This is a genomic window from Caulobacter endophyticus, from assembly GCF_003116815.1.
Lineage (GTDB): Bacteria > Pseudomonadota > Alphaproteobacteria > Caulobacterales > Caulobacteraceae > Caulobacter > Caulobacter endophyticus.
The window spans coordinates 134,478-152,132 of sequence record NZ_QDKQ01000064.1; the positions used below are offsets into that span (position 1 = coordinate 134,478).

At 68.1% G+C, this 17,655-nt stretch carries 20 protein-coding genes and 1 tRNA gene; 9 read left to right on the top strand and 12 right to left on the bottom strand.

All coding sequences use genetic code 11. From position 1 onward, the window contains the following. Positions 1-12 precede the first annotated feature (12 nt). The gene (locus DDF67_RS19295) at positions 13-678 is read left to right on the top strand and encodes a TMEM175 family protein (RefSeq protein ID WP_109102459.1); all 666 of its coding nucleotides are present in this window, start codon (positions 13-15) and stop codon (positions 676-678) included. Then, the gene (gene rsmD / locus DDF67_RS19300) at positions 678-1,241 is read left to right on the top strand and encodes a 16S rRNA (guanine(966)-N(2))-methyltransferase RsmD (protein ID WP_109102460.1); all 564 of its coding nucleotides are present in this window, start codon (positions 678-680) and stop codon (positions 1,239-1,241) included. Before DDF67_RS19295 ends, rsmD begins: the two co-directional genes overlap by 1 nt. Positions 1,242-1,363: 122 nt before the next feature. On the opposite strand, the gene DDF67_RS19305 is transcribed toward rsmD, so the two are convergent. Next, positions 1,364-1,942 carry a hypothetical protein gene (locus tag DDF67_RS19305; RefSeq protein WP_199229282.1) on the bottom strand — a complete coding sequence of 193 codons (579 nt, stop codon included), beginning with the start codon at positions 1,940-1,942 and terminating at the stop codon, positions 1,364-1,366. 156 nt (positions 1,943-2,098) lie between these two features. Here DDF67_RS19305 and DDF67_RS19310 point away from each other — a divergent pair, with 156 nt between their 5' ends. The 3 genes from DDF67_RS19310 to DDF67_RS19320 all read left to right on the top strand — a co-directional run bounded on the left by DDF67_RS19310 (position 2,099) and on the right by DDF67_RS19320 (position 3,909). Further along, positions 2,099-2,743, top strand: coding sequence for an HAD-IA family hydrolase (locus DDF67_RS19310; RefSeq protein ID WP_109102479.1), 645 nt, complete (start codon positions 2,099-2,101; stop codon positions 2,741-2,743). 29 nt (positions 2,744-2,772) lie between these two features. Continuing rightward, entirely contained in the window at positions 2,773-3,060 is a 288-nt protein-coding gene (locus tag DDF67_RS19315; protein ID WP_109102461.1) for a 4a-hydroxytetrahydrobiopterin dehydratase, read from the top strand. A gap of 63 nt (positions 3,061-3,123) precedes the next feature. Further along, positions 3,124-3,909 (top strand): SDR family oxidoreductase, encoded by a 786-nt coding sequence (locus tag DDF67_RS19320; protein WP_109102462.1) that lies wholly within the window; start codon positions 3,124-3,126, stop codon positions 3,907-3,909. 193 nt (positions 3,910-4,102) lie between these two features. Here the strand turns inward: DDF67_RS19320 and spdR are convergent, their stop codons facing one another. Further along, positions 4,103-4,660 carry a stationary phase response regulator transcription factor SpdR gene (gene spdR, locus DDF67_RS19325; RefSeq protein ID WP_058348705.1) on the bottom strand — a complete coding sequence of 186 codons (558 nt, stop codon included), beginning with the start codon at positions 4,658-4,660 and terminating at the stop codon, positions 4,103-4,105. A gap of 89 nt (positions 4,661-4,749) precedes the next feature. After that, the gene (locus DDF67_RS19330; RefSeq protein WP_109102463.1) at positions 4,750-6,150 is read right to left on the bottom strand and encodes an ActS/PrrB/RegB family redox-sensitive histidine kinase; all 1,401 of its coding nucleotides are present in this window, start codon (positions 6,148-6,150) and stop codon (positions 4,750-4,752) included. Positions 6,151-6,207: 57 nt separating this feature from the next. Here DDF67_RS19330 and DDF67_RS19335 point away from each other — a divergent pair, with 57 nt between their 5' ends. The 3 genes from DDF67_RS19335 (at position 6,208) to DDF67_RS19345 (ending at position 8,974) form a co-directional block, all read left to right on the top strand. After that, entirely contained in the window at positions 6,208-6,801 is a 594-nt protein-coding gene (locus DDF67_RS19335; protein ID WP_109102464.1) for an SCO family protein, read from the top strand. A gap of 122 nt (positions 6,802-6,923) precedes the next feature. Further along, positions 6,924-8,189 carry a polyhydroxyalkanoate depolymerase gene (locus DDF67_RS19340; protein WP_109102465.1) on the top strand — a complete coding sequence of 422 codons (1,266 nt, stop codon included), beginning with the start codon at positions 6,924-6,926 and terminating at the stop codon, positions 8,187-8,189. Positions 8,190-8,236: 47 nt separating this feature from the next. After that, positions 8,237-8,974 (top strand): M48 family metallopeptidase, encoded by a 738-nt coding sequence (locus tag DDF67_RS19345; RefSeq protein ID WP_109102466.1) that lies wholly within the window; start codon positions 8,237-8,239, stop codon positions 8,972-8,974. A gap of 55 nt (positions 8,975-9,029) precedes the next feature. Here the strand turns inward: DDF67_RS19345 and DDF67_RS19350 are convergent, their stop codons facing one another. After that, on the bottom strand, positions 9,030-9,512 hold the full coding sequence (locus tag DDF67_RS19350; RefSeq protein WP_109102467.1) for a peroxiredoxin: 483 nt from the start codon (positions 9,510-9,512) through the stop codon (positions 9,030-9,032). Positions 9,513-9,620: 108 nt separating this feature from the next. Here DDF67_RS19350 and DDF67_RS19355 point away from each other — a divergent pair, with 108 nt between their 5' ends. Beyond that, complete coding sequence (locus DDF67_RS19355; protein ID WP_058348697.1) at positions 9,621-10,217, top strand: YqgE/AlgH family protein; 597 nt, start codon at positions 9,621-9,623, stop codon at positions 10,215-10,217. A gap of 237 nt (positions 10,218-10,454) precedes the next feature. Here DDF67_RS19355 and pnp read toward each other — a convergent pair whose 3' ends face one another. The 8 genes from pnp to DDF67_RS19395 all read right to left on the bottom strand — a co-directional run bounded on the left by pnp (position 10,455) and on the right by DDF67_RS19395 (position 17,622). Next, a complete protein-coding gene (gene pnp / locus DDF67_RS19360; protein WP_109102468.1) occupies positions 10,455-12,605 on the bottom strand; it encodes a polyribonucleotide nucleotidyltransferase in 2,151 nt (716 codons plus the stop codon). Between the two features lie 250 nt (positions 12,606-12,855). After that, a complete protein-coding gene (rpsO, locus tag DDF67_RS19365; RefSeq protein WP_109102469.1) occupies positions 12,856-13,125 on the bottom strand; it encodes a 30S ribosomal protein S15 in 270 nt (89 codons plus the stop codon). 14 nt (positions 13,126-13,139) lie between these two features. After that, on the bottom strand, positions 13,140-14,072 hold the full coding sequence (truB, locus tag DDF67_RS19370) for a tRNA pseudouridine(55) synthase TruB (protein ID WP_109102470.1): 933 nt from the start codon (positions 14,070-14,072) through the stop codon (positions 13,140-13,142). A gap of 3 nt (positions 14,073-14,075) precedes the next feature. Continuing rightward, positions 14,076-14,552, bottom strand: coding sequence for a 30S ribosome-binding factor RbfA (rbfA, locus tag DDF67_RS19375; protein WP_109102471.1), 477 nt, complete (start codon positions 14,550-14,552; stop codon positions 14,076-14,078). Between the two features lie 207 nt (positions 14,553-14,759). After that, entirely contained in the window at positions 14,760-15,542 is a 783-nt protein-coding gene (locus tag DDF67_RS19380) for a dienelactone hydrolase family protein (protein ID WP_109102472.1), read from the bottom strand. 26 nt (positions 15,543-15,568) lie between these two features. After that, positions 15,569-16,966: a serine hydrolase domain-containing protein gene (locus DDF67_RS19385; RefSeq protein ID WP_199229283.1), complete on the bottom strand. Its 1,398-nt coding sequence runs from the start codon at positions 16,964-16,966 to the stop codon at positions 15,569-15,571. Between the two features lie 61 nt (positions 16,967-17,027). Next, the gene (locus DDF67_RS19390) at positions 17,028-17,486 is read right to left on the bottom strand and encodes a MaoC family dehydratase (RefSeq protein WP_109102473.1); all 459 of its coding nucleotides are present in this window, start codon (positions 17,484-17,486) and stop codon (positions 17,028-17,030) included. A 59-nt stretch (positions 17,487-17,545) separates the two neighbouring features. Continuing rightward, positions 17,546-17,622: transfer RNA gene (locus tag DDF67_RS19395), tRNA-Met, on the bottom strand. Between the last annotated feature and the right edge of the window lie 33 nt (positions 17,623-17,655).

Here is a 17,655-nt window from a genome sequence, read left to right on the forward strand (position 1 = left end):
GATGGGGGTTTCATGAGCAAGTCGCTGAACCAGGACGTGGACGAGGCGGCCGACCGCCACCTGCACCGGCTAGTGCTGTTTTCCGACGCGGTCTTCGCGATCGCCATCACCCTGCTGGCCATCGAGATCCATCCGCCCGAACACTGGCATGGCGTCGCCGACCTGTTTGGCCAGATGGGCCACAAGCTGTGGGCCTATGCGGTGAGCTTCGCGGTCATCGGCGTCTACTGGATCAGCCACCGGCGGATCTTCGCCCGCCTGCGCGGCGCCAACGGCGTGCTCGACGTGCTGAACCTCATCGTGCTGGGCCTGGTCGCCCTGCTGCCCCTGACCACCGAGCTCCTGTGGGAGCACGCCTCGCCCGAGGCTGCCTTCGTCTATGTGGGCCCAGTGGCGGCGATCGGCGTCGCCATGTCGGTCGTCTGGGGCTACGCCGCCTTCGCCGGCGAACTGGCCGGCCGCGTGCATCGCGGCGAGGCCCTGTTCACCCTGGCCCGCACGGCGGTCGCGCCCGGCCTGATGTGCGGCCTTATCCTGTTCAGCCTGAACCATATCTGGGGCCTGATCCCGCTGGCCCTGGCCATCGCCGCCTTCGTAGCCGGCGGCCGGTTCATGCGCCGCCGCGCCGCCGTCGGCGGACTCGAAACCGAAGTGCAAGCCGAGGAGGCCGCGGCCTGATGCGCATCGTCTCGGGCCAGTATCGCGGCAAGGCCATCGCCACCCCGCCGGGCGACGCCACCCGCCCCACCTCCGACCGCGCCCGCCAGGCCGTGTTCAACATCCTCGAGCACGCCGCCTGGGCGCCGGAGCTGCATGGCGCGCGGGTGATCGACGTGTTCGCGGGCTCCGGAGCGCTGGGCCTCGAGGCGATCTCGCGCGGGGCGGAGAACTGCCTGTTCGTAGAGACCAACGAAGCCGCGCGCGGCGCGATCCGCCAGAACATCGACGCCTTCGGCCTGTTCGGCCAGACCCGCGTGCACCGCCGCGACGCCACCGACCTTGGCCCCCGCCCGGCCAGCGCCGGTCCGGCCTTCGACATCGCCTTCCTCGATCCGCCCTACGCCAAGGGCCTGGGCGAGAAGGCCCTGGCCGAGCTGGTCGCCGGCGGCTGGCTGGCGCCGAACGCGATCGTGGTCTTCGAGCGCGGAGTCGGCGAGCCCGACCCTGTGCTGGAGAGCTTCGAGACCCTGGACGCCCGCGACTACGGCGCGGCCCGGGTGCTGTTCCTGCGGCTGCTGTGAGCGCTCTGCGTCCTCCGGGGCTCCCCTTCGGGTCGCACCTCAGGATGAGAACGCTGTTACACTGACTCCCTCATCCCGAGGCGCCCGCAAAGCGGGCCTTGAGGGACGCAAGGAAGTTCACCCTAAGGCTGCTTGCCCGGCCAGACCAGGAAGCCGTACTCGTCGCGGCCGGCCGAGGTCCAGGTCGCATAGCCGTAGCCGCCTTGGGGCGGCGGCGGATAGGCGCCGTACGCGTCACTGTCGTAGCGGCTCTCGCGGCTGTATTCGTAGCCTTCTTCCTGGCGCGAATAGCCGCCCTGGGCGTAGGCCGGCGGGGCATAGGCCGGGCCGTCGTCGTGACGGCGGCTGTAGCGGTCGGGCACATAGTCCTGTTGCGGCGTCGGCGGATAGGCCTGAGGCGGCGGCGCGCCACGGTCGTCGACCCGCAGCGGCGGGCGGCCATAGCTCCAGCGGTCGAAGTCACTCCAGCCGCGCTCGCCGTCGTCGCACTCCACCCGCTCCCAGCGATAGGCGCCACCGGGGCCGGTCACACGACGATTGACGCATTCGCCGGGCCGGGTGTCGGGTGGCAGGATCTCGGGATCAACCGGCAGGCTCGAGCGGTCAGGCGGACCGCCGGCCAGGCCGTAGCGGTCTCCGGCGAGAGCCGGCGAAGCCAGGGCGATCCCGGCGGCGAAGACGAAAAGGACAAGTTGGCGCATGGGGGATACTCCAGGCCCGCCAATAGACCAGAGCCCGGCGAGCCGCGCGCGCTTTTTCGCCATGAAGGCGAGCTTAACCATTGTTGGACGTGGCTTTTCCCCATCGCCGTCCTCGCCTAGAGTGCGTTCAAACAATTGTTCGGCATGGACGGGACGATGGCGATCGAGGCTGTGATCTGGGATTTCGGCGGCGTGTTCACCACCTCGCCCTTCGAGGCCTTCCGGCGCTATGAGGCGAAGAACGACCTGCCCACCGACTTCATCCGTTCGGTCAACGCCCTCGATCCGGACACCAACGCCTGGGCCCGGTTCGAACGGGCGCAGATCGATGCGGCGACCTTCGACGCGCTGTTCCTAGAGGAGGCCACGCGACTTGGCCACGCCGTGCCGGGACGCGACGTGCTGCCCCTGCTGTCGGGCGAGGTCCGCCCCCGCATGGTCGCGGCGCTGAAGGCCTGCAAGGCGCGGTTCAAGGTCGGTTGCATCACCAACAACGTGCCGGGCGCCGGCCATGGCGCGGGCATGGCGGCCTCCGCCGAGAAAGCCGCCGCCGTGGCCGAGATCATGGCCCAGTTCGACGCCCTGATCGAAAGCTCCAAGGCCGGTGTGCGCAAGCCCGATCCGCGCATCTACCAGATGATGTGCGACCTGCTGGGCGTCGCGCCGGAGCGTTGCGTCTACCTCGACGACCTGGGGATCAACTGCAAGCCGGCGGCGGCCCTCGGCATGGTCGCCATCAAGGTCTCCGGCGAGGACCAGGCGCTGGCGGAGCTTGCGGCCGCCACCGGATTGTCGTTCTGAAGGCGGCAGAAGCCTCAGGAGTCGCCCCCATGACCGCCCCCGCCAAGATCGGCGCCGCCGCCGCCCTGTCCCAGCTCCAGGGATGGACCGCCGCCGACGGCAAGGACGCCATCGAGAAGACCTTCCGCTTCGCCGACTTCAACGCCGCCTTCGGCTTCATGACCCGCGTGGCCATCGAGGCCGACAAGCGCGACCACCACCCCGAGTGGTTCAATGTCTACAACCGCGTCGAGGTGACCCTGACCACCCACGATTGCGACGGCGTCAGCGAGCGCGACGTGCAGCTGGCCAGATTCATGGACGCGATCTCGGGCTGATCCCCCTTCCCCTCCCCCCGCATCCAGTTCAAACTATCGTTTGAATTATAGGGAGGACGCCGAATGGCGCAGACCACGGGCCGGGTCGCCGGCAAGAAGGCCTTCATCACCGGCGCGGCCCAGGGCCTGGGCGCGGCGGCGGCGCGCAAGCTGGCCTCGGAAGGCGCCAAGGTCGCCCTGGCCGACATCAATGTCGACGGGGCCAAGGCCGCGGCTGCCGAGATCAACGCCGCCCACGGCGCCGGCACGGCCTTCGCCTACGCCCTCGACGTCACCCAGGAGGACCAGTGGATCGGGGCCCTAGAGGCGGCGGCGGCCGACATGGGCGGCCTCTCGGTGCTGGTCAACAACGCGGGGGTGGCCGGCGACAAGCCGCTGGAGCAGATGGAGTTCGACCTCTGGAAGAGGATCATGTCGATCAATGTCGACAGCGTCTTCCTGGGGGCCAAGCATGCCCTGACCCACATGCGCGCCCACCAGCCTGGCTCGATCGTCAACATCAGCTCGATCGCCGGCCTGATCGCCAACCACAACTCGCCGGCCTACAACGCCTCCAAGGCCGGGGTCTGGCTGCTGTCCAAGAACATCGCGCTCTACTGCGCCAAGCTCGGGCTCGACATTCGCTCGAACTCGATCCACCCGACCTTCATCGACACCCCGATCCTGGATCCTCTGAGCCAGCGCCTGGGCAAGGAAGAGGCCCACGCCAAGCTGGGCCGGCAGATCCCGCTGGGCCACATCGGCGAGCCCGACGACATCGCCAACGCCGTGCTCTACCTGGCCAGCGACGAGAGCAAGTTCATGACCGGCGCCGAGCTGAAGCTCGACGGCGGGATTTCGGCGATGTGATCCGGAGATCCTCTCCCTGTGGGAGAGGTGTCGGCGCAGCCGACGGAGAGGGGAGGGACTTGGGCCGTCCAGCGTCTTGAAAGCTGAAAACGGCCCCCCTCCGGCCCTCCGGGCCACCTCCCCCAGAGGGGGAGGATTTTAGCGCCGGGATGCTCCCCCTTTGGGGAAGCTGTCGCGAAGCGACCGAGGGGGCCTAACGCGGCGCCCTTTTCGCCAGGATCCGCTGCAGCGTGCGACGGTGCATATTCAGCCGGCGGGCCGTCTCGGAAACGTTATGGCCGCACATCTCGTAGACGCGCTGGATGTGCTCCCAGCGCACGCGGTCGGCGCTCATCGGGTTTTCCGGCGGGGCGGGGGCGGCGTCCTTGGCGGCCAGCAGGGCGCGAGCCACGTCGTCGGCGTCGGCCGGCTTGGAAAGATAGTCGACCACCCCGGCCTTCACGGCCGCGACGGCGGTGGCGATGTTGCCGTAGCCGGTCAGCATGATGATCTTGGCGTCGGCGCGGGCGTCGCGAACCGCCTCGACCACCTTCAGGCCCGAACCGTCCTCCAGCCGCATGTCGAGCACCGCATGGGCCGGGGCCTGGCTCTTCAGCGAGCCGATCGCCTCGGCCACCGAGGCGCAAAGCGTCACCTCGAAGCCGCGCTGTTCCAAAGCTCGACCAAGACGTGTGCGCAAAGGCGCATCGTCGTCGAGCAGAAGCAAGGACTTGTCGGGCAGGGCCGCGACCAGTTCTCCGATATCCGCCATCAACTCAGCGCCTCCCCGCGCCATTACTCAACCGGGTGTCGTGTCCGCATCATGTCTACGACTTGCAAAACTTCGCAAGTCTTTCGTACTCAAACCCCGATGAAGCCGGGAGCTTCCATCGCCGGGCGTGGCCAACGGGCCGCGACCACGGCGCCGCCGCGACGACCGTTCCTGAAATCCACGGCGGCCCCAGTCCGTTCCAGGAGGGTCTTGGCGATGAAGAAGCCCAGGCCCATGCCGATGTGGCCGGTGCGCGAGCCTTCGGCCCCCGGACGCGACGTGACATAGGGCTCGCCCAGCTTGGCCAGCACCTCGGGCGAGAAGCCCGGCCCGTCGTCGCGCACCTCGATCAGGATCGAGCGCGGATCGAAGCGGGCGATGACGATCACCTCCGAACGGGCGAAGTCGACGGCGTTCTCGACGATCGAGGTCAGGGCGTGGATCACCTCGGCCCGCCGCCAGACGTCGGGGGCCGATTCGCCGGAGGGGCCGTTGACCACCGCCTCGACGCGCACGCCGTGGATCATGTGCGGCTCGATGATCTCATGCACCAGCTGGGTCAGGCTCATCCGCTCGTGGACGGCGTCCTGGGCCTCGGGCATCTCGGTCAGGCGCTGCAGGATTTCCCGGCAGCGCGCCGCCTGGCCGATCAGGAGTTCGGCGTCCTCGCGGGTCTGCTCGTCAGGAGCGCCGCGCGCCATCTCGCGGGCGACGACCGAGATGGTGGCCAGCGGCGTGCCCAGTTCGTGCGCGGCGGCGGCGGCCAGGGCGCCCAGGGCCGACAGCCTTTGCTCGCGGGCCAGCACGGTCTCGGTGACGTTGAGGGCCAGCTCCATGCGGGCCGACTCCGTCGCCGCCTGCCAGGCGTAGAGGCCCGTGACGACGATGCCGAGGATCCTGGCGGCGACGATGCCGGTCAGCAGCGAGGCCTCGGGCCGGGGCGGCGGCACGCCGACGGCCACCGGCAGCGGCATGTAGACGAAGGCCAGCACGATGGTGGCGATCACCGCCAGCACGCCGAGGCCGAGCGCATAGCGCGCCGGCAGGGTGGCGGCCGCCAGGGTCACGGGCGCGATCAGCAGCAGGGAGAACGGATTATAGACCCCGCCGGTCAGGTAGAGCATCCCCGACAGCTGCAGGATGTCGAAGGCGATCTGGGCGGTGGCCTCCACGTCGCGCGCCAGGCGCTGGCCGGTCGAGGCCAGGCCGATCAGCACGTTCAGCCAGGCCGAAAGCGCGATCAGCGAGAAGCACAGGGCGTAGGGAATCTGCCGGTCGAGCACCAGCCCGCAAAGCAGCACAGTCACCGACTGGCCGGCCACCGTCAGCCAGCGTTGGGCGATCAATGTTCGCACCCGCAGGCGCCCCTGACGCAGTCCGGGACCCGCCCAGGACCAGTCGTCGCTGTCTTGCGCGCCTGCGCCGTCGGGCCTATCGAGCCCGTCGGGTGATGGTTTCTTCGGCGCGTCCTTGAACGAAGCGTCGGCCATGACGCCACATTAAGGCCAGAAAATTCGATCTGGCGAGCCCCAAAGGATGCAAGCCCCATGAACCGCAACCGCCTGATGGTCCTGGCCGTCTGCATCGTGGGCGTTCTGGCGGCCGGCGCGCTGATCGTGGAAAGCGGCGTTTTCCGCTCCGCGCCCAAGCCCGCCGCGGTGGGCGGGCCGTTCGAGCTGGTCGACTACGACGGCAAGCCGACCGACGAGAGCGTGCTGAAGGGCAAGTGGACCGCGATGTTCTTCGGCTTCACCTACTGCCCCGACGTCTGCCCCGGCACCCTGCAGGCCCTGGCGACCGCCAGCGACCAGCTGGGCCCCAGGGCCAAGGACCTGCAGATCGTGATGATCTCGATCGATCCGGCCCGCGACACCCCGGCCCAGATGAAGACCTATCTGACCGCCGGCCACCTGCCCAAGAACATCGTCGGCCTGACCGGCGCGCAGGAACAGGTGGACGCCACGGTGAAGGCCTATCGCGCCTATGCCAAGAAGGTCGGCGACGGGCCCGACTACACCGTCGACCACTCCACGATGATCTACGTCATCGACCCCAAGGGCCGCTTCCACAGCGTCATCGGCTACGGCTCGCCCCCCGACGAGATCGCCCGCCAGATGAAGGCGGCGATGAAGGGGGCCTGAGGACTTCCCCGACAGGGGAGCTTCGCCCATTTTTTGCGTTGCGGCGCCCTTAGGTCATCTCAGGGCTGTACCTTCTTAACGCCCGGCGTGTTATGCTGCAGCGCACAATCGCTGGAGACGGCATGCTCTACGCCCTGCACGAAGCGAGCTTCTACGCCTCGACCCCCATGCGCCTGGCGGCCCGCGCGGCCCGGGACTTCTGGGGCTCGCCGCTGAACCCGGCCGCCAACACCGAGCTTGGCCGGCGGCTCTATGCCGGCGCGGACCTGTTCTCCAACGTCACCCGCCGCTATGGAAAGCCGGACTGGCGCATCGACAGCGTCAAGATCAACGACGTCGACGTGCGCGTGCGCCCGACCGTCGTGTGGCAGAGCCCGTGGGCGCGGCTGATCCAGTTCGACCGCGACATGTCGGACATGCGCCGGGCCGGCCGCTTCGACCTCGATCCCGCCGTGCTGATCGTCGCGCCGCTTTCGGGCCACTACGCCACCCTGCTGCGCGGCACCGTCGAGGCCTTCCTGCCCAACCACGCGGTGTTCATCGTCGACTGGCAGAACGCCCGCGAGGTCTCCGTCCTGCAGGGCCGCTTCGACTTCCACGACTATATCGACCATATCCGCGACATGCTGCGGGTGCTCGGTCCGCGTCCCAACGTGCTGGCCGTCTGCCAGCCCGGACCGCCAGTGCTGGCCGCCGCCGCGCTGATGGCCGAGGACAACGACCCGTCGCGTCCGGCCAGCATGACCTTCATGGGCTCGCCGATCGACGCGCGCCTGTCGCCGACCGTGACCAACAACCTGGCGGAGGAAAAGCCCTTCACCTGGTTCCAGTCCAACATGATCTACACCGTGCCCGCCCCCTATCCGGGCATGGGACGGCGCGTCTATCCGGGCTTCGTGCAGCTGGCCAGCTTCATGAGCATGAACGCCGACAAGCACCAGGAAGCCCACCAGCGCTACTTCAAGAGCCTGGTCGAGGGCGACGGCGACGGCGCCGACAAGCACCTGGAGTTCTACGACGAGTATCTGTCGGTGCTGGACCTGACCGAGGAGTTCTATCTCCAGACCATCGATATCGTCTTCCAGCGCCACCTGCTGCCGAAGGGCGAGCTGATGCATCGCGGGCGGCACGTGAACACCGCGGCCATCACCGATATCGGCCTGATGACCGTCGAGGGCGAGAAGGACGACATCTCGGGCATCGGCCAGACCCAGGCCGCCCACGACCTGTGCGTCAACATTCCCGCCGAGCTGAAGGAAGACTACGTCCAGCCGGGCGTCGGTCACTACGGGGTGTTCAACGGCCGCCGGTTCCGCGAGGAGATCTATCCCAAGGTCCGCGACTTCATCCTGCGCACCGATCCCAACTTCGCGGGCAAGAAGGCCTGAGAAGCAGACTCTTGCCTAAAGGGCCGGCGGGCGCGATCTAGAGGGCGATGAACCTCTTTCGCCCGCAGCCCAAGGCCGCTCCCCGACGCTTCGCCGACGGCGACCGGCTGGAGATCGAGCGCTGCGCCGTGCGCCTGAAGGTCGACGGCCGCGCGCGTCGGGTGTCGCTGCGGGTCGACCGCGCCAAGTCCGAGATCGTCGCCATCGCTCCCAATCAGCGCCGCCTGACCGAGGCCGTGGCCTTCGCCCACGAGAAGGCCGGCTGGATGAGCCTGCAGCTGGCCGCCCTGCCCGGCCGCCAGGTGATCGAGCCCGGCGGCGTGCTGAAGATCTGGGGCAGGTCCTATCGGCTGGAGGTCGGCCCCGGCCGGGCGCGGATGACCGAGGACGCGCTGATCGCGCCCGACGACGCCAACTGGTCCTTGAAGATCCTGCGGCTGGTCAAGCACCGGGCGCTGGAAATCCTGACCGAGCGCACCGCCCATCATGCCGGACGGCTGGGACGGCCGATGCCGTCGGTGGCGGTGGCCGACCCGAAGGCCCGCTGGGGCTCGTGCCGGCCGGCCAGACCGGGTGCGCCCGCGGCGATCCGCTACAGCTGGCGGCTGGTGCTGGCGCCGGCGGCGGTGGCCGACTATGTCGTCGCCCACGAATGCGCCCACCTGGTCGAGGCCAATCACGGCCCGCGCTTCTGGGCGCTGTGCGAGACCCTGATCGGCGATCCAGCGCCGCACCGGGCCTGGCTGCGCGCGCATGCGGCGCAGCTGCACGCGATCTCGGCCTAGGCAGGTCCCGCCACCCCGACCCTAGCGTCGGAGTGACGGGCCAGGGCAGGGCCGCTTACAGCTGGCCCAGCATGTAGTCGGCCGACGAGACCTTGAATTCGCCGGCTCCCTCGACGTTCAGGGTCGTGACGACGCCGTCCTTGGCGATCAGCGAGTAGCGCTGCGAGCGCGCGCCCATGCCGAACTTGCTGCCGTCGAAATCAAGGCCGATGGCGCGGGTGAAATCGCCGTTGCCGTCGGCCAGCAGCACCACTTCGTCGCTGATGCCCTGATCGGCGCCCCAGGCCTTCATCACGAAGACGTCGTTGACCGAGACGCAAGCGATCGTGTCGACGCCCTTGGCCTTGAGCTCCGCGGCCTTTTCCTTGAAGCCCGGCAGGTGCTTGGCCGAGCAGGTCGGGGTGAACGCGCCGGGGACGGCGAAAAGGGCGACGGTCTTGCCCTTGAAGAGGTCGTCGGAAGTGACCGGAGCGGGGCCTTCGGCCGTGCTGGTCATGAACGTGGCCGCCGGAAGCGTGTCGCCAACCTTGATCGCCATGGTGTGATCCTGTGCTGAAAGGGCGTTCCGGAGATAAAGCGTCCGGATCGGTTCGCCAATAACGTGGTTTGACTTGAAACGGACGCGTTGTGTGCCGATCCTCAACAGATGGACGCTCCCGAGACCGCTCCCCTCGACGGCGAGGGCCAATTCCTGACCGGCCGGCTCCTGGTGGCCATGCCCGGCATCGAGGACCCGCGCTTCGAGCGCGCCGTGGTCTATCTCTGCTCGCACGACGACGAGCAGGCCATGGGCCTGGCGGTGAACCGCCCGGTCGAGGGCCTGACGGTGTACGAGCTGCTCGACAAGCTGGGCGTGGATCCCGAGGTCCGCGCCCCCAGCGATCTGGTCATGCTGGGCGGTCCGGTCGAGCGCGAGCGGGGCTTCGTGCTGCACACCGACGACTATGTCTCGCCGGATTCCACCTCGCCGGTGGCCGACGGCCTGGCCCTGACCGTCACCCGTGACGCCCTGGACGCCCTGGGCAGCCGGATCCACCGCCCGCGCCGGGCGATCCTGGCCCTGGGCTATTCCGGCTGGGGCCCCGGCCAGCTGGAGCAGGAGCTGCGCGACAACGTCTGGCTCATCTGCGACGCCGACGAGGCCCTGCTGTTCGGCGACGACCACGAGAGCAAGTGGACCCGGGCCCTGGCCAAGATCGGCATCACCGCCGACCACCTGTCGGCCCAGGCCGGGCGGGCCTAGAGACCCCTAGCGTTCCATACATGCCTCCCTCGCCCCTGTGGCGAGGGCCATGTCGGTCGCCGCCCAGATCCCGGCCAAGCTCGAAAGGCCTGAGCAACTGAACGATGGATCCTGGGCGCAAGGCCCAGGAAGGCAAGCAGGGAGTCAGATGCATGCCCTCTCAGGCCCCCGAACGCAAAACGGGCGGCCCCTTTCGGAGCCGCCCGTTGCATGTTCAGGTCGCCCTGAAAGCCGTCATCAGGTGTTGACGGCTTCCTCCGGGGTCACTTCGGCCTTCTTCGACAGGTCTTCACCCGTCGTCTGGTCGACGACCTTCATCGACAGCTTGGTCTTGCCGCGGTCGTCGAAGCCCAGGAGCTTCACCTTGACCATCTGGCCTTCCTTCAGCACGTCCGACGGCTTGGCGACGCGTTCGTTGCTGATCTGGCTGACGTGGACGAGGCCGTCCTTGGCGCCGAAGAAGTTCACGAAGGCGCCGAAATCGACGACCTTGACGACCTTGCCGTCGTAGATCGCGCCGACTTCCGCTTCCTGCGTGATCGACTTGATCCAGTCGATCGCGGCCTTGATCTTGGCGCCGTCCGAGGCCGAGACCTTCACGGTGCCTTCGTCGTTGATGTCGACCTTGGCGCCGGTGGTGGCGACGATCTCGCGGATCACCTTGCCGCCGGTGCCGATCACTTCGCGGATCTTGTCGGTCGGGATGGTGATGGTCTCGATCTTCGGAGCGAACTCGCCGACGTCTTCACGCGGCGCTTCCATGGCCTTGTTCATCTCGCCGAGGATGTGCGCGCGGCCATCCTTAGCTTGAGCCAGGGCCTGCTCCATGATCGCGGGCGTGATGCCGGCGATCTTGATGTCCATCTGCAGCGAGGTCAGGCCTTCGCTGGTGCCGGCGACCTTGAAGTCCATGTCGCCCAGGTGATCTTCGTCACCCAGGATGTCGGACAGAACGGCGAAGCCGTCCTTTTCGAGGATCAGGCCCATGGCGATGCCCGACACCGGACGGACCAGCGGCACGCCGGCGTCCATCATGGCCAGCGACGAACCGCAGACCGTGGCCATCGAGGACGAGCCGTTCGACTCGGTGATCTCGGAGACCAGACGGATGGTGTAGGGGAAGTCTTCCTTGGCCGGCAGCATCGGGCGCAGGGCGCGCCAGGCCAGCTTGCCGTGGCCGATTTCGCGGCGGCCCGGCGAGCCCATGCGGCCCGTCTCACCCACCGAGTAGGGGGGGAAGTTGTAGTGCAGCAGGAAGGATTCCTTGTAGGTGCCTTCCAGGGCGTCGATGAACTGCTCGTCATCGCCGGTGCCCAGGGTGGCCACGACGATGGCTTGCGTCTCGCCGCGGGTGAACAGGGCGCTGCCGTGGGTGCGCGGCAGGATGCCGACTTCGCCCAGGATCGGACGAACGGTGCGAACGTCGCGGCCGTCGATGCGGATCCCGGTGTCGAGGATCGAGCGACGGACGATGTCGGCTTCCAGTTCCTTGAACACCGAAACCAGCTTCAGCGGATCGATGCCGGCCGGGTTCGTGTCGCTCTTGGCGAAGGTCTCGATGGCCTTGGTCTTGGCGGCGCCGAGGGCGGCGACGCGGTCGGCCTTGGTGCGGATCTTGTAGGCGTCAGCCAGGTCCTTGCCGACGGCGTTCTTCACTTCGGCCTTCAGGGCGTCGGTGTCTTCCGGCTGGAAGTCGAACGGTTCCTTGGCGGCATGCTCGGCCAGGTCGATGATGCCGTCGATGACGGTCTGCATCTGCTGGTGAGCGAAGTTGACGCCGCCCAGGACGATCTCTTCCGAGAGTTCCTTGATTTCGCTTTCGACCATCATCACGGCGTCGGCGGTGCCGGCCACGACCAGGTCCATCGCGCTTTCCTTCAGCTCGTCGAGCGTCGGGTTCAGCACGTATTCGCCGTTCACCCAGCCGACGCGAGCCGCGCCGATCGGGCCCATGAACGGGGCGCCCGACAGGGTCAGGGCGGCCGAGGCGGCGACCATGCCGATGATGTCGGGATCGTTCTCGAGGTCGTGCTGCAGCACGGTGACGACGACCTGGACTTCGTTCTTGAAGCCCTTGACGAACAGCGGACGGATCGGACGGTCGATCAGGCGGGAGACCAGGGTCTCCTTTTCCGACGGACGGCCTTCACGCTTGAAGTAGCCGCCGGGGATCTTGCCGGCCGCGAAGGTCTTTTCCTGGTAGTTGACCGTCAGCGGGAAGAAATCTTGGCCGGGCTTCGCCTTCTTGGCGAACACGGCGGTGGCCAGGACGACGGTTTCGCCCATGGTGGCCAGAACGGCGCCGTCGGCTTGACGGGCGATGCGACCGGTTTCGAGGACGAGCGTCTTGCCGCCCCACTCGATCGTCTTGCGCTTGATATCGAACATTTATCTTCTTTCGGTTCCCGCGGGCGGATTCCCGTCGGGCGTGGACAGGGGCGGACGGCCAATGGAGCCGGCCCGATGATCCTCATCCTAATGCGACAGGCGGGGGTTTGAGGACGTGAACCCTCGCACGTACTGGGCGCCGCCCCGTGAGGAGCGAAACCCTCGGATCCTCCACCTCGGCCTGTCTCGAGATGGCTGACCCCAAATAGCGTTCCGCCGCCTTACCGGGGTAAGGCGGCGGAAATGCGCCTTAGCGGCGCAGACCCAGCTTCTCGATGAGAGCCGCGTAACGGCCTTCGTCGGACTTCTTCAGGTGGTCGAGGAGACGGCGACGCTGGGAAACCAGCTTCAGCAGACCACGACGGCTGTGGTTGTCCTTCTTGTGGCTCTTGAAGTGCTCGGTCAGGTTCGAGATGCGCTCCGAGAGGATCGCGACCTGGACTTCGGCGCTGCCGGTGTCACCCTCGGTGCGGGCGTGCTCGGCGATAAGAGCGCTCTTGCGCTCGGCAGTGATCGACATCGGATTGTCTCCGCTCAGGTGAGTTGGAAGACCCGCACCGGATTGAGCTTTCCGGCGCGCATCTCGCACAAGGCCACCAGGCGTTCTCCGGACATGGCGGAAACGGTGCGATCACCGGGCGAGAGCTCGGCTTTCAGCGTTTCCACCTGCCTGGGTAGCAGAACGATGGCGCGTCCTTGCGCAAGCCGGAAGGCGTCTTCATCGGTCACGGCCAACGCCGGGATGTCGTCCAGCGCGGTCTCGACCGGAAGCAATGCCTCCGACAGTCGGGCCTCATAGCTCAAATTCTCTAGAGTTTCCAGACTTATCGCCGTGTCCTCGGAGAACTGGCCGACCCGCGTGCGGCGAAGCTGGCTGACATGTCCACAGGCGCCGAGCGCGGCCGCCAGATCCCGGACCACGGCGCGCACATAGGTGCCCTTGCCGCATTCCATCTCCAGCTCCACGTGATCGGCGTCGGGAACCGACAGCACGCGCAGGGCGTGGATGGTCACCTTTCGGGTGGCCAGTTCGAACTCGACCCCGTCGCGGGCCAGGTCGTAGGCGCGCTCGCCGTCCACCTTGATGGCCGAGAAGTTCGGCGGCACCTGGTCGACCTCGCCGACGAAGGCCGGCAGGGCGGCCTCGATCGCCTCGATCGCCGGACGCACATCGCTCTCGCCGGTAGTCTCGCCCTCGCGGTCGAGGGTGGTGGTCGAGCGTCCCCAGGCGATGGTGAAGCGATAGGCCTTGTCGGCGTCCATCAGGAACGGGACGGTCTTGGTCGCCTCGCCCAGCGCCAGCGGCAGGATCCCGGTGGCCAGCGGATCCAGCGTGCCGGCGTGGCCGGCCTTCTGGGCGTTGAACGCCCGGCGCACGCGGGAAACCGCGCTGGTCGAGGTCAGGTCGTAGGGCTTGTCCAGGCACACCCAGCCCGAAACGGCGTCGCCCTTCTTGCGGCGCGCCATGGTTCAGTCCTCGTCTTCGTCGGCCACGTCGGACAGGCGGCGCTCGGTGTCCTGGCGCACGCGCGGATCGAGGAACAGCTTGTCCATGTAGGCGGCCGTGCCGAAGCTCTCGTCGTGGAGGAACTTCAGGTCGGGCGTGAACTTCATGTCGATCGACCGGCCCAGGCGTCCGCGCAGGAACTTCGAGACACGGTTGAGGCCCTTGATGATCTCGTCGACGTTCTGGCCGGCGGCCTGCCCGGCCAGGCCCGCGCCCAGCGGCTCGACGAAACAGACGGCGTGCCGCAGGTCGGGGCTCATCCGCACCTCGGAAACGGTGATGGTGACGCCGGTCAGGGCCTCGTCCTGCAACTCCTCCTCGCGGAGGATGTCGACCAGGGCGTGGCGGATCAGTTCGCCGGCGCGGAGCTGGCGTTGCGACGGGCCGGTAGGCCCGCCCCCGGACTTGCCGGAGTGGGGTTTGTCGGAATGGCGCTTCATGGCGCAGATAGCCTTTGCTGCCCGGCCGGCGGATCGAACGCCGGTAGCGCGGGGAGAAAAATCGAAGGCGCGGTGTCTAGGCGCGTGAGGTGGAAAAGTCCAGCCCGCCCCTTCAGTCGCTCCGCGACAGCTCGCCCACCGGAGGAGCATCTTAGCGCTTCTAGATCTTCCCCCTCTGGCGGAGGTGGCCTGGAGGACCGGAAGGGGTTACGCCCCCGTCCGTTCCCTGAAAAATTCCACCACCCGCCTCGCCGCGACCATGCCCGCCCCGTCCGGCCGATCCCGGTCCAGGTGCAGGGTCAGGACCGAATGGGGCGGGATCACGCGGTAGCCGTTGGCGTCCGCGTCTTCCAGCTCGATCAGCTCGGCCCGCTCGCCGAACTCGGCCTTCAGCCGCTTGAAGCGGCCGTCCTGAACATGCCAGTCGGTCTTGTAGCGCAGCGCGATCAGCGACAGGTCCTCGGCCTCGAACCGCCGCTTGGCGCAGGCCAGCTCCTCGGCCGACAGATCAAGGTCGCCCTTGGCCGTCACCGGCAGGGAGGGCTGCGACAGCACCGGCGCCACCACGCAGGGCTCGGTCATCATCGCCAGGGCGAAGCCGCCGGTGACGCACATGCCCACCGCACCGACGCCCCTGCCGCCGCACTCGGCGTGAACCTGCCGGGCCAGCGCCCGCAGCCAGTCGACGATCGGGCTGGACCTGCCGCCGCGCCACAGATTGAACTCGCGCCGCACGCAGGCGATCTGCAGCGACGAGGCCGCGCCATAGCCGCGGCTGACCGGCCGCCCCGGCTCGCCGAACAGGCTGGGACAGAAGACGGTCATGCCAGCCGCCGCCACCTCGCGGGCAAAGTCCAGCACGCCGGGATGCAGGCCGGGGATCTCGTGGACGACGATCACTGCCGGCCCCGCCCCCATTCGCCACACCGACCGGCTCCAGCGGCCGTAGTCGAACTCGAACCGGGAAAAGCCCTCGAACGCGTCGCTCATCGCCGCCCCCTCCGTCCCTCGAAACCTCAGCTCGCCTTCGGCCCGACCAGGAACTGCTCGACCTTGCCGTCCGGCGTCAGCCGCATCGACACCGACAGCGTCCGCGTTCCGAACGCCGCGTCGAAACCATGCCAGGTCATGCCGCCGCGCACTTGGACGCCCTGGCCCTCGAGCATGCGCAAAGGTCCAAGCGGAGCCAGGCTGGCCTTGAAATCGGCCAGGCGCGCGGGCGTGAACCAGGCCTTGCCGTTGGCGGTCAGCAATGCCTGATCGATCGTCCCTGCTTGCAGCTGCGCCATCAGGGTCCGCGCCGTCGCCGCCGCCCCGGTCGAGGACCGCAGCAGGAAGGCGATCCGCTGGGAGATGGCCGTCTGGGGATCGCCGAAATCGGCGTTGGCCACCACGGTCACGGCCCTTTTCTCGGCCGGCCAGACGGTGTTGCTGGTCAGCACGCCCGACAGCATGCCGCCGTGGCTGATCGTCGTGACCCCGTCGCGCACCCGCACCGAGACGCCCAGGCCATAGCCAGCCGGGGTTCCGTTCGACAGGTCCACCGAGGTGGTCATCGCCGTCCACGACGCCGGCTTCAGCAGCTCGCGGCGGATCATGGCCCGGTTCCAGCGCGCCAGGTCCGATGGCGACATGGCCAGTTCGGCCGCGCCGAACAGCCAGCCGGGTCCCTCCTTGTCGGCCGGGACCACGGGTCCCAGGCCATAGCGGGTGTAGTGGCCGGCGTCCGGCGGCGACAGGGCCTTGGTGTCGTCCTCAGTGACCCCGGCCATGCCCAGGGGATCGAAGATCCGGCGTCGGAGGAACGACAGCAGCGGCTCGCCGGCCACCTTCTCGACCACCAGGCCGGCGATGACGAAGCCGGTGTTGGAATAGCGCCACTGCTCCCCGGGCGGGTAATCCAGCGGGATCCGCGCCCAGCCGTCGAGAATCTTCTGCTGAGTGGTCGGGGCCCGCATGGTCTCGAACACGAAGTCCTGCGGCCAGTAGTCGCGATAGCCGGCGGTATGCGACAGCACCTGGCGCAGGGTGATCCGATCGCCGTTGGTCAGGCCGGAGACGTACTTGCTGACCGGATCGTCCAGCGAGACCTTGCCGTCCTCGACCAGCAGCAGCACGGCCGCGGCGGTGAACTGCTTGCTGACCGAGGCGATCCCGTAGCGGGTGGAGGTCGTGGCCGGGATCGCCGGTGACAGCCGGGCCAGGCCGTAGGCCTTGGCGTAGACCGGCTCGCCGTCCTCGATGACGGCGACCGAGGCCGAGGGCGCGCCGGTGGCGGCCAGCACCTCGGCGGCGATCGCGTCGATCTCGCGGGCCTTGTCGGCCGGCAGGGGCGCGGCGAGCACGGGAAGAACCCCGCCCATAACGAAGGCCAACGCCAGGGCGCCGCCCGCCAGAACCGTCCGTCGCCGCATTCGATGCCCCCGTCGCAAGGCTCGCAGACTGAAGGCCAGCCGGACGGGAAGGCAAGCGGCCTTACAGCACGACGCCCGCGTGGGCCGGCATCTGGATCAGGTTGAAGAAGGTCAGCACCGGCTCGCCGTGCTGGTTGCTCACCCGGGTGAAGGTGCGGATCGTGCCGCGGTCGGGCTTGGAGCGCGATCGCGTCACCTCGACGATCTCGCGGTGGACGCTCAGGGCGTCGCCGGGACGCACGGGTTTCAGCCAGCAAAGCTCGTCGATGCGGATGCCCAGCATCGGCGTGGCCCCAAACGGCGCGGTGTCGACATATTCGCGCATCACCCGCGAAGCCACGTGCCAGCCGCTGGCGATGATCCTGCCGAACCGGCCGGCGCTCGCAGCCGCCAGGTCGATGTGCATCGGCTGGGGGTCGTAGAGGCGGGCGAAGTCGAGGATTTCGGCTTCGCCGAGCACGAACGGCTGGCCCGTCCAGGTCTCGCCGACGACGAGATCATCCAGATAGCGGTCGGTCATGAGCTGATCCTGAAACGACGAATGGCCCCCGCGTGAGCGAGGGCCATTCGTCGTAGTTTTGGGTGCGGGGACAGGATTTGAACCTGTGACCTTCAGGTTATGAGCCTGACGAGCTACCGGGCTGCTCCACCCCGCGGCAGGGGTATTGATCGTGGGTAGGGTTCTGGAC

Coding starts and splice junctions, on each gene's coding strand:
- spdR (WP_058348705.1), bottom strand. CDS start 4,660: ATGGCGGATATCGGAGAACTGGTCGCGGCCCTGCCCGACAAGTCCTTG.
- rpsO (WP_109102469.1), bottom strand. CDS start 13,125: ATGTCGATCACTGCCGAGCGCAAGAGCGCTCTTATCGCCGAGCACGCC.
- rsmD (WP_109102460.1), top strand. CDS start 678: ATGCGCATCGTCTCGGGCCAGTATCGCGGCAAGGCCATCGCCACCCCG.
- DDF67_RS19295 (WP_109102459.1), top strand. CDS start 13: ATGAGCAAGTCGCTGAACCAGGACGTGGACGAGGCGGCCGACCGCCAC.
- DDF67_RS19345 (WP_109102466.1), top strand. CDS start 8,237: ATGAACCTCTTTCGCCCGCAGCCCAAGGCCGCTCCCCGACGCTTCGCC.
- truB (WP_109102470.1), bottom strand. CDS start 14,072: ATGGCGCGCCGCAAGAAGGGCGACGCCGTTTCGGGCTGGGTGTGCCTG.
- DDF67_RS19305 (WP_199229282.1), bottom strand. CDS start 1,942: ATGCGCCAACTTGTCCTTTTCGTCTTCGCCGCCGGGATCGCCCTGGCT.
- DDF67_RS19385 (WP_199229283.1), bottom strand. CDS start 16,966: ATGCGGCGACGGACGGTTCTGGCGGGCGGCGCCCTGGCGTTGGCCTTC.
- DDF67_RS19355 (WP_058348697.1), top strand. CDS start 9,621: ATGGACGCTCCCGAGACCGCTCCCCTCGACGGCGAGGGCCAATTCCTG.
- DDF67_RS19315 (WP_109102461.1), top strand. CDS start 2,773: ATGACCGCCCCCGCCAAGATCGGCGCCGCCGCCGCCCTGTCCCAGCTC.
- DDF67_RS19340 (WP_109102465.1), top strand. CDS start 6,924: ATGCTCTACGCCCTGCACGAAGCGAGCTTCTACGCCTCGACCCCCATG.
- pnp (WP_109102468.1), bottom strand. CDS start 12,605: ATGTTCGATATCAAGCGCAAGACGATCGAGTGGGGCGGCAAGACGCTC.
- DDF67_RS19320 (WP_109102462.1), top strand. CDS start 3,124: ATGGCGCAGACCACGGGCCGGGTCGCCGGCAAGAAGGCCTTCATCACC.
- DDF67_RS19380 (WP_109102472.1), bottom strand. CDS start 15,542: ATGAGCGACGCGTTCGAGGGCTTTTCCCGGTTCGAGTTCGACTACGGC.
- DDF67_RS19390 (WP_109102473.1), bottom strand. CDS start 17,486: ATGACCGACCGCTATCTGGATGATCTCGTCGTCGGCGAGACCTGGACG.
- DDF67_RS19335 (WP_109102464.1), top strand. CDS start 6,208: ATGAACCGCAACCGCCTGATGGTCCTGGCCGTCTGCATCGTGGGCGTT.
- DDF67_RS19330 (WP_109102463.1), bottom strand. CDS start 6,150: ATGGCCGACGCTTCGTTCAAGGACGCGCCGAAGAAACCATCACCCGAC.
- rbfA (WP_109102471.1), bottom strand. CDS start 14,552: ATGAAGCGCCATTCCGACAAACCCCACTCCGGCAAGTCCGGGGGCGGG.
- DDF67_RS19350 (WP_109102467.1), bottom strand. CDS start 9,512: ATGGCGATCAAGGTTGGCGACACGCTTCCGGCGGCCACGTTCATGACC.
- DDF67_RS19310 (WP_109102479.1), top strand. CDS start 2,099: ATGGCGATCGAGGCTGTGATCTGGGATTTCGGCGGCGTGTTCACCACC.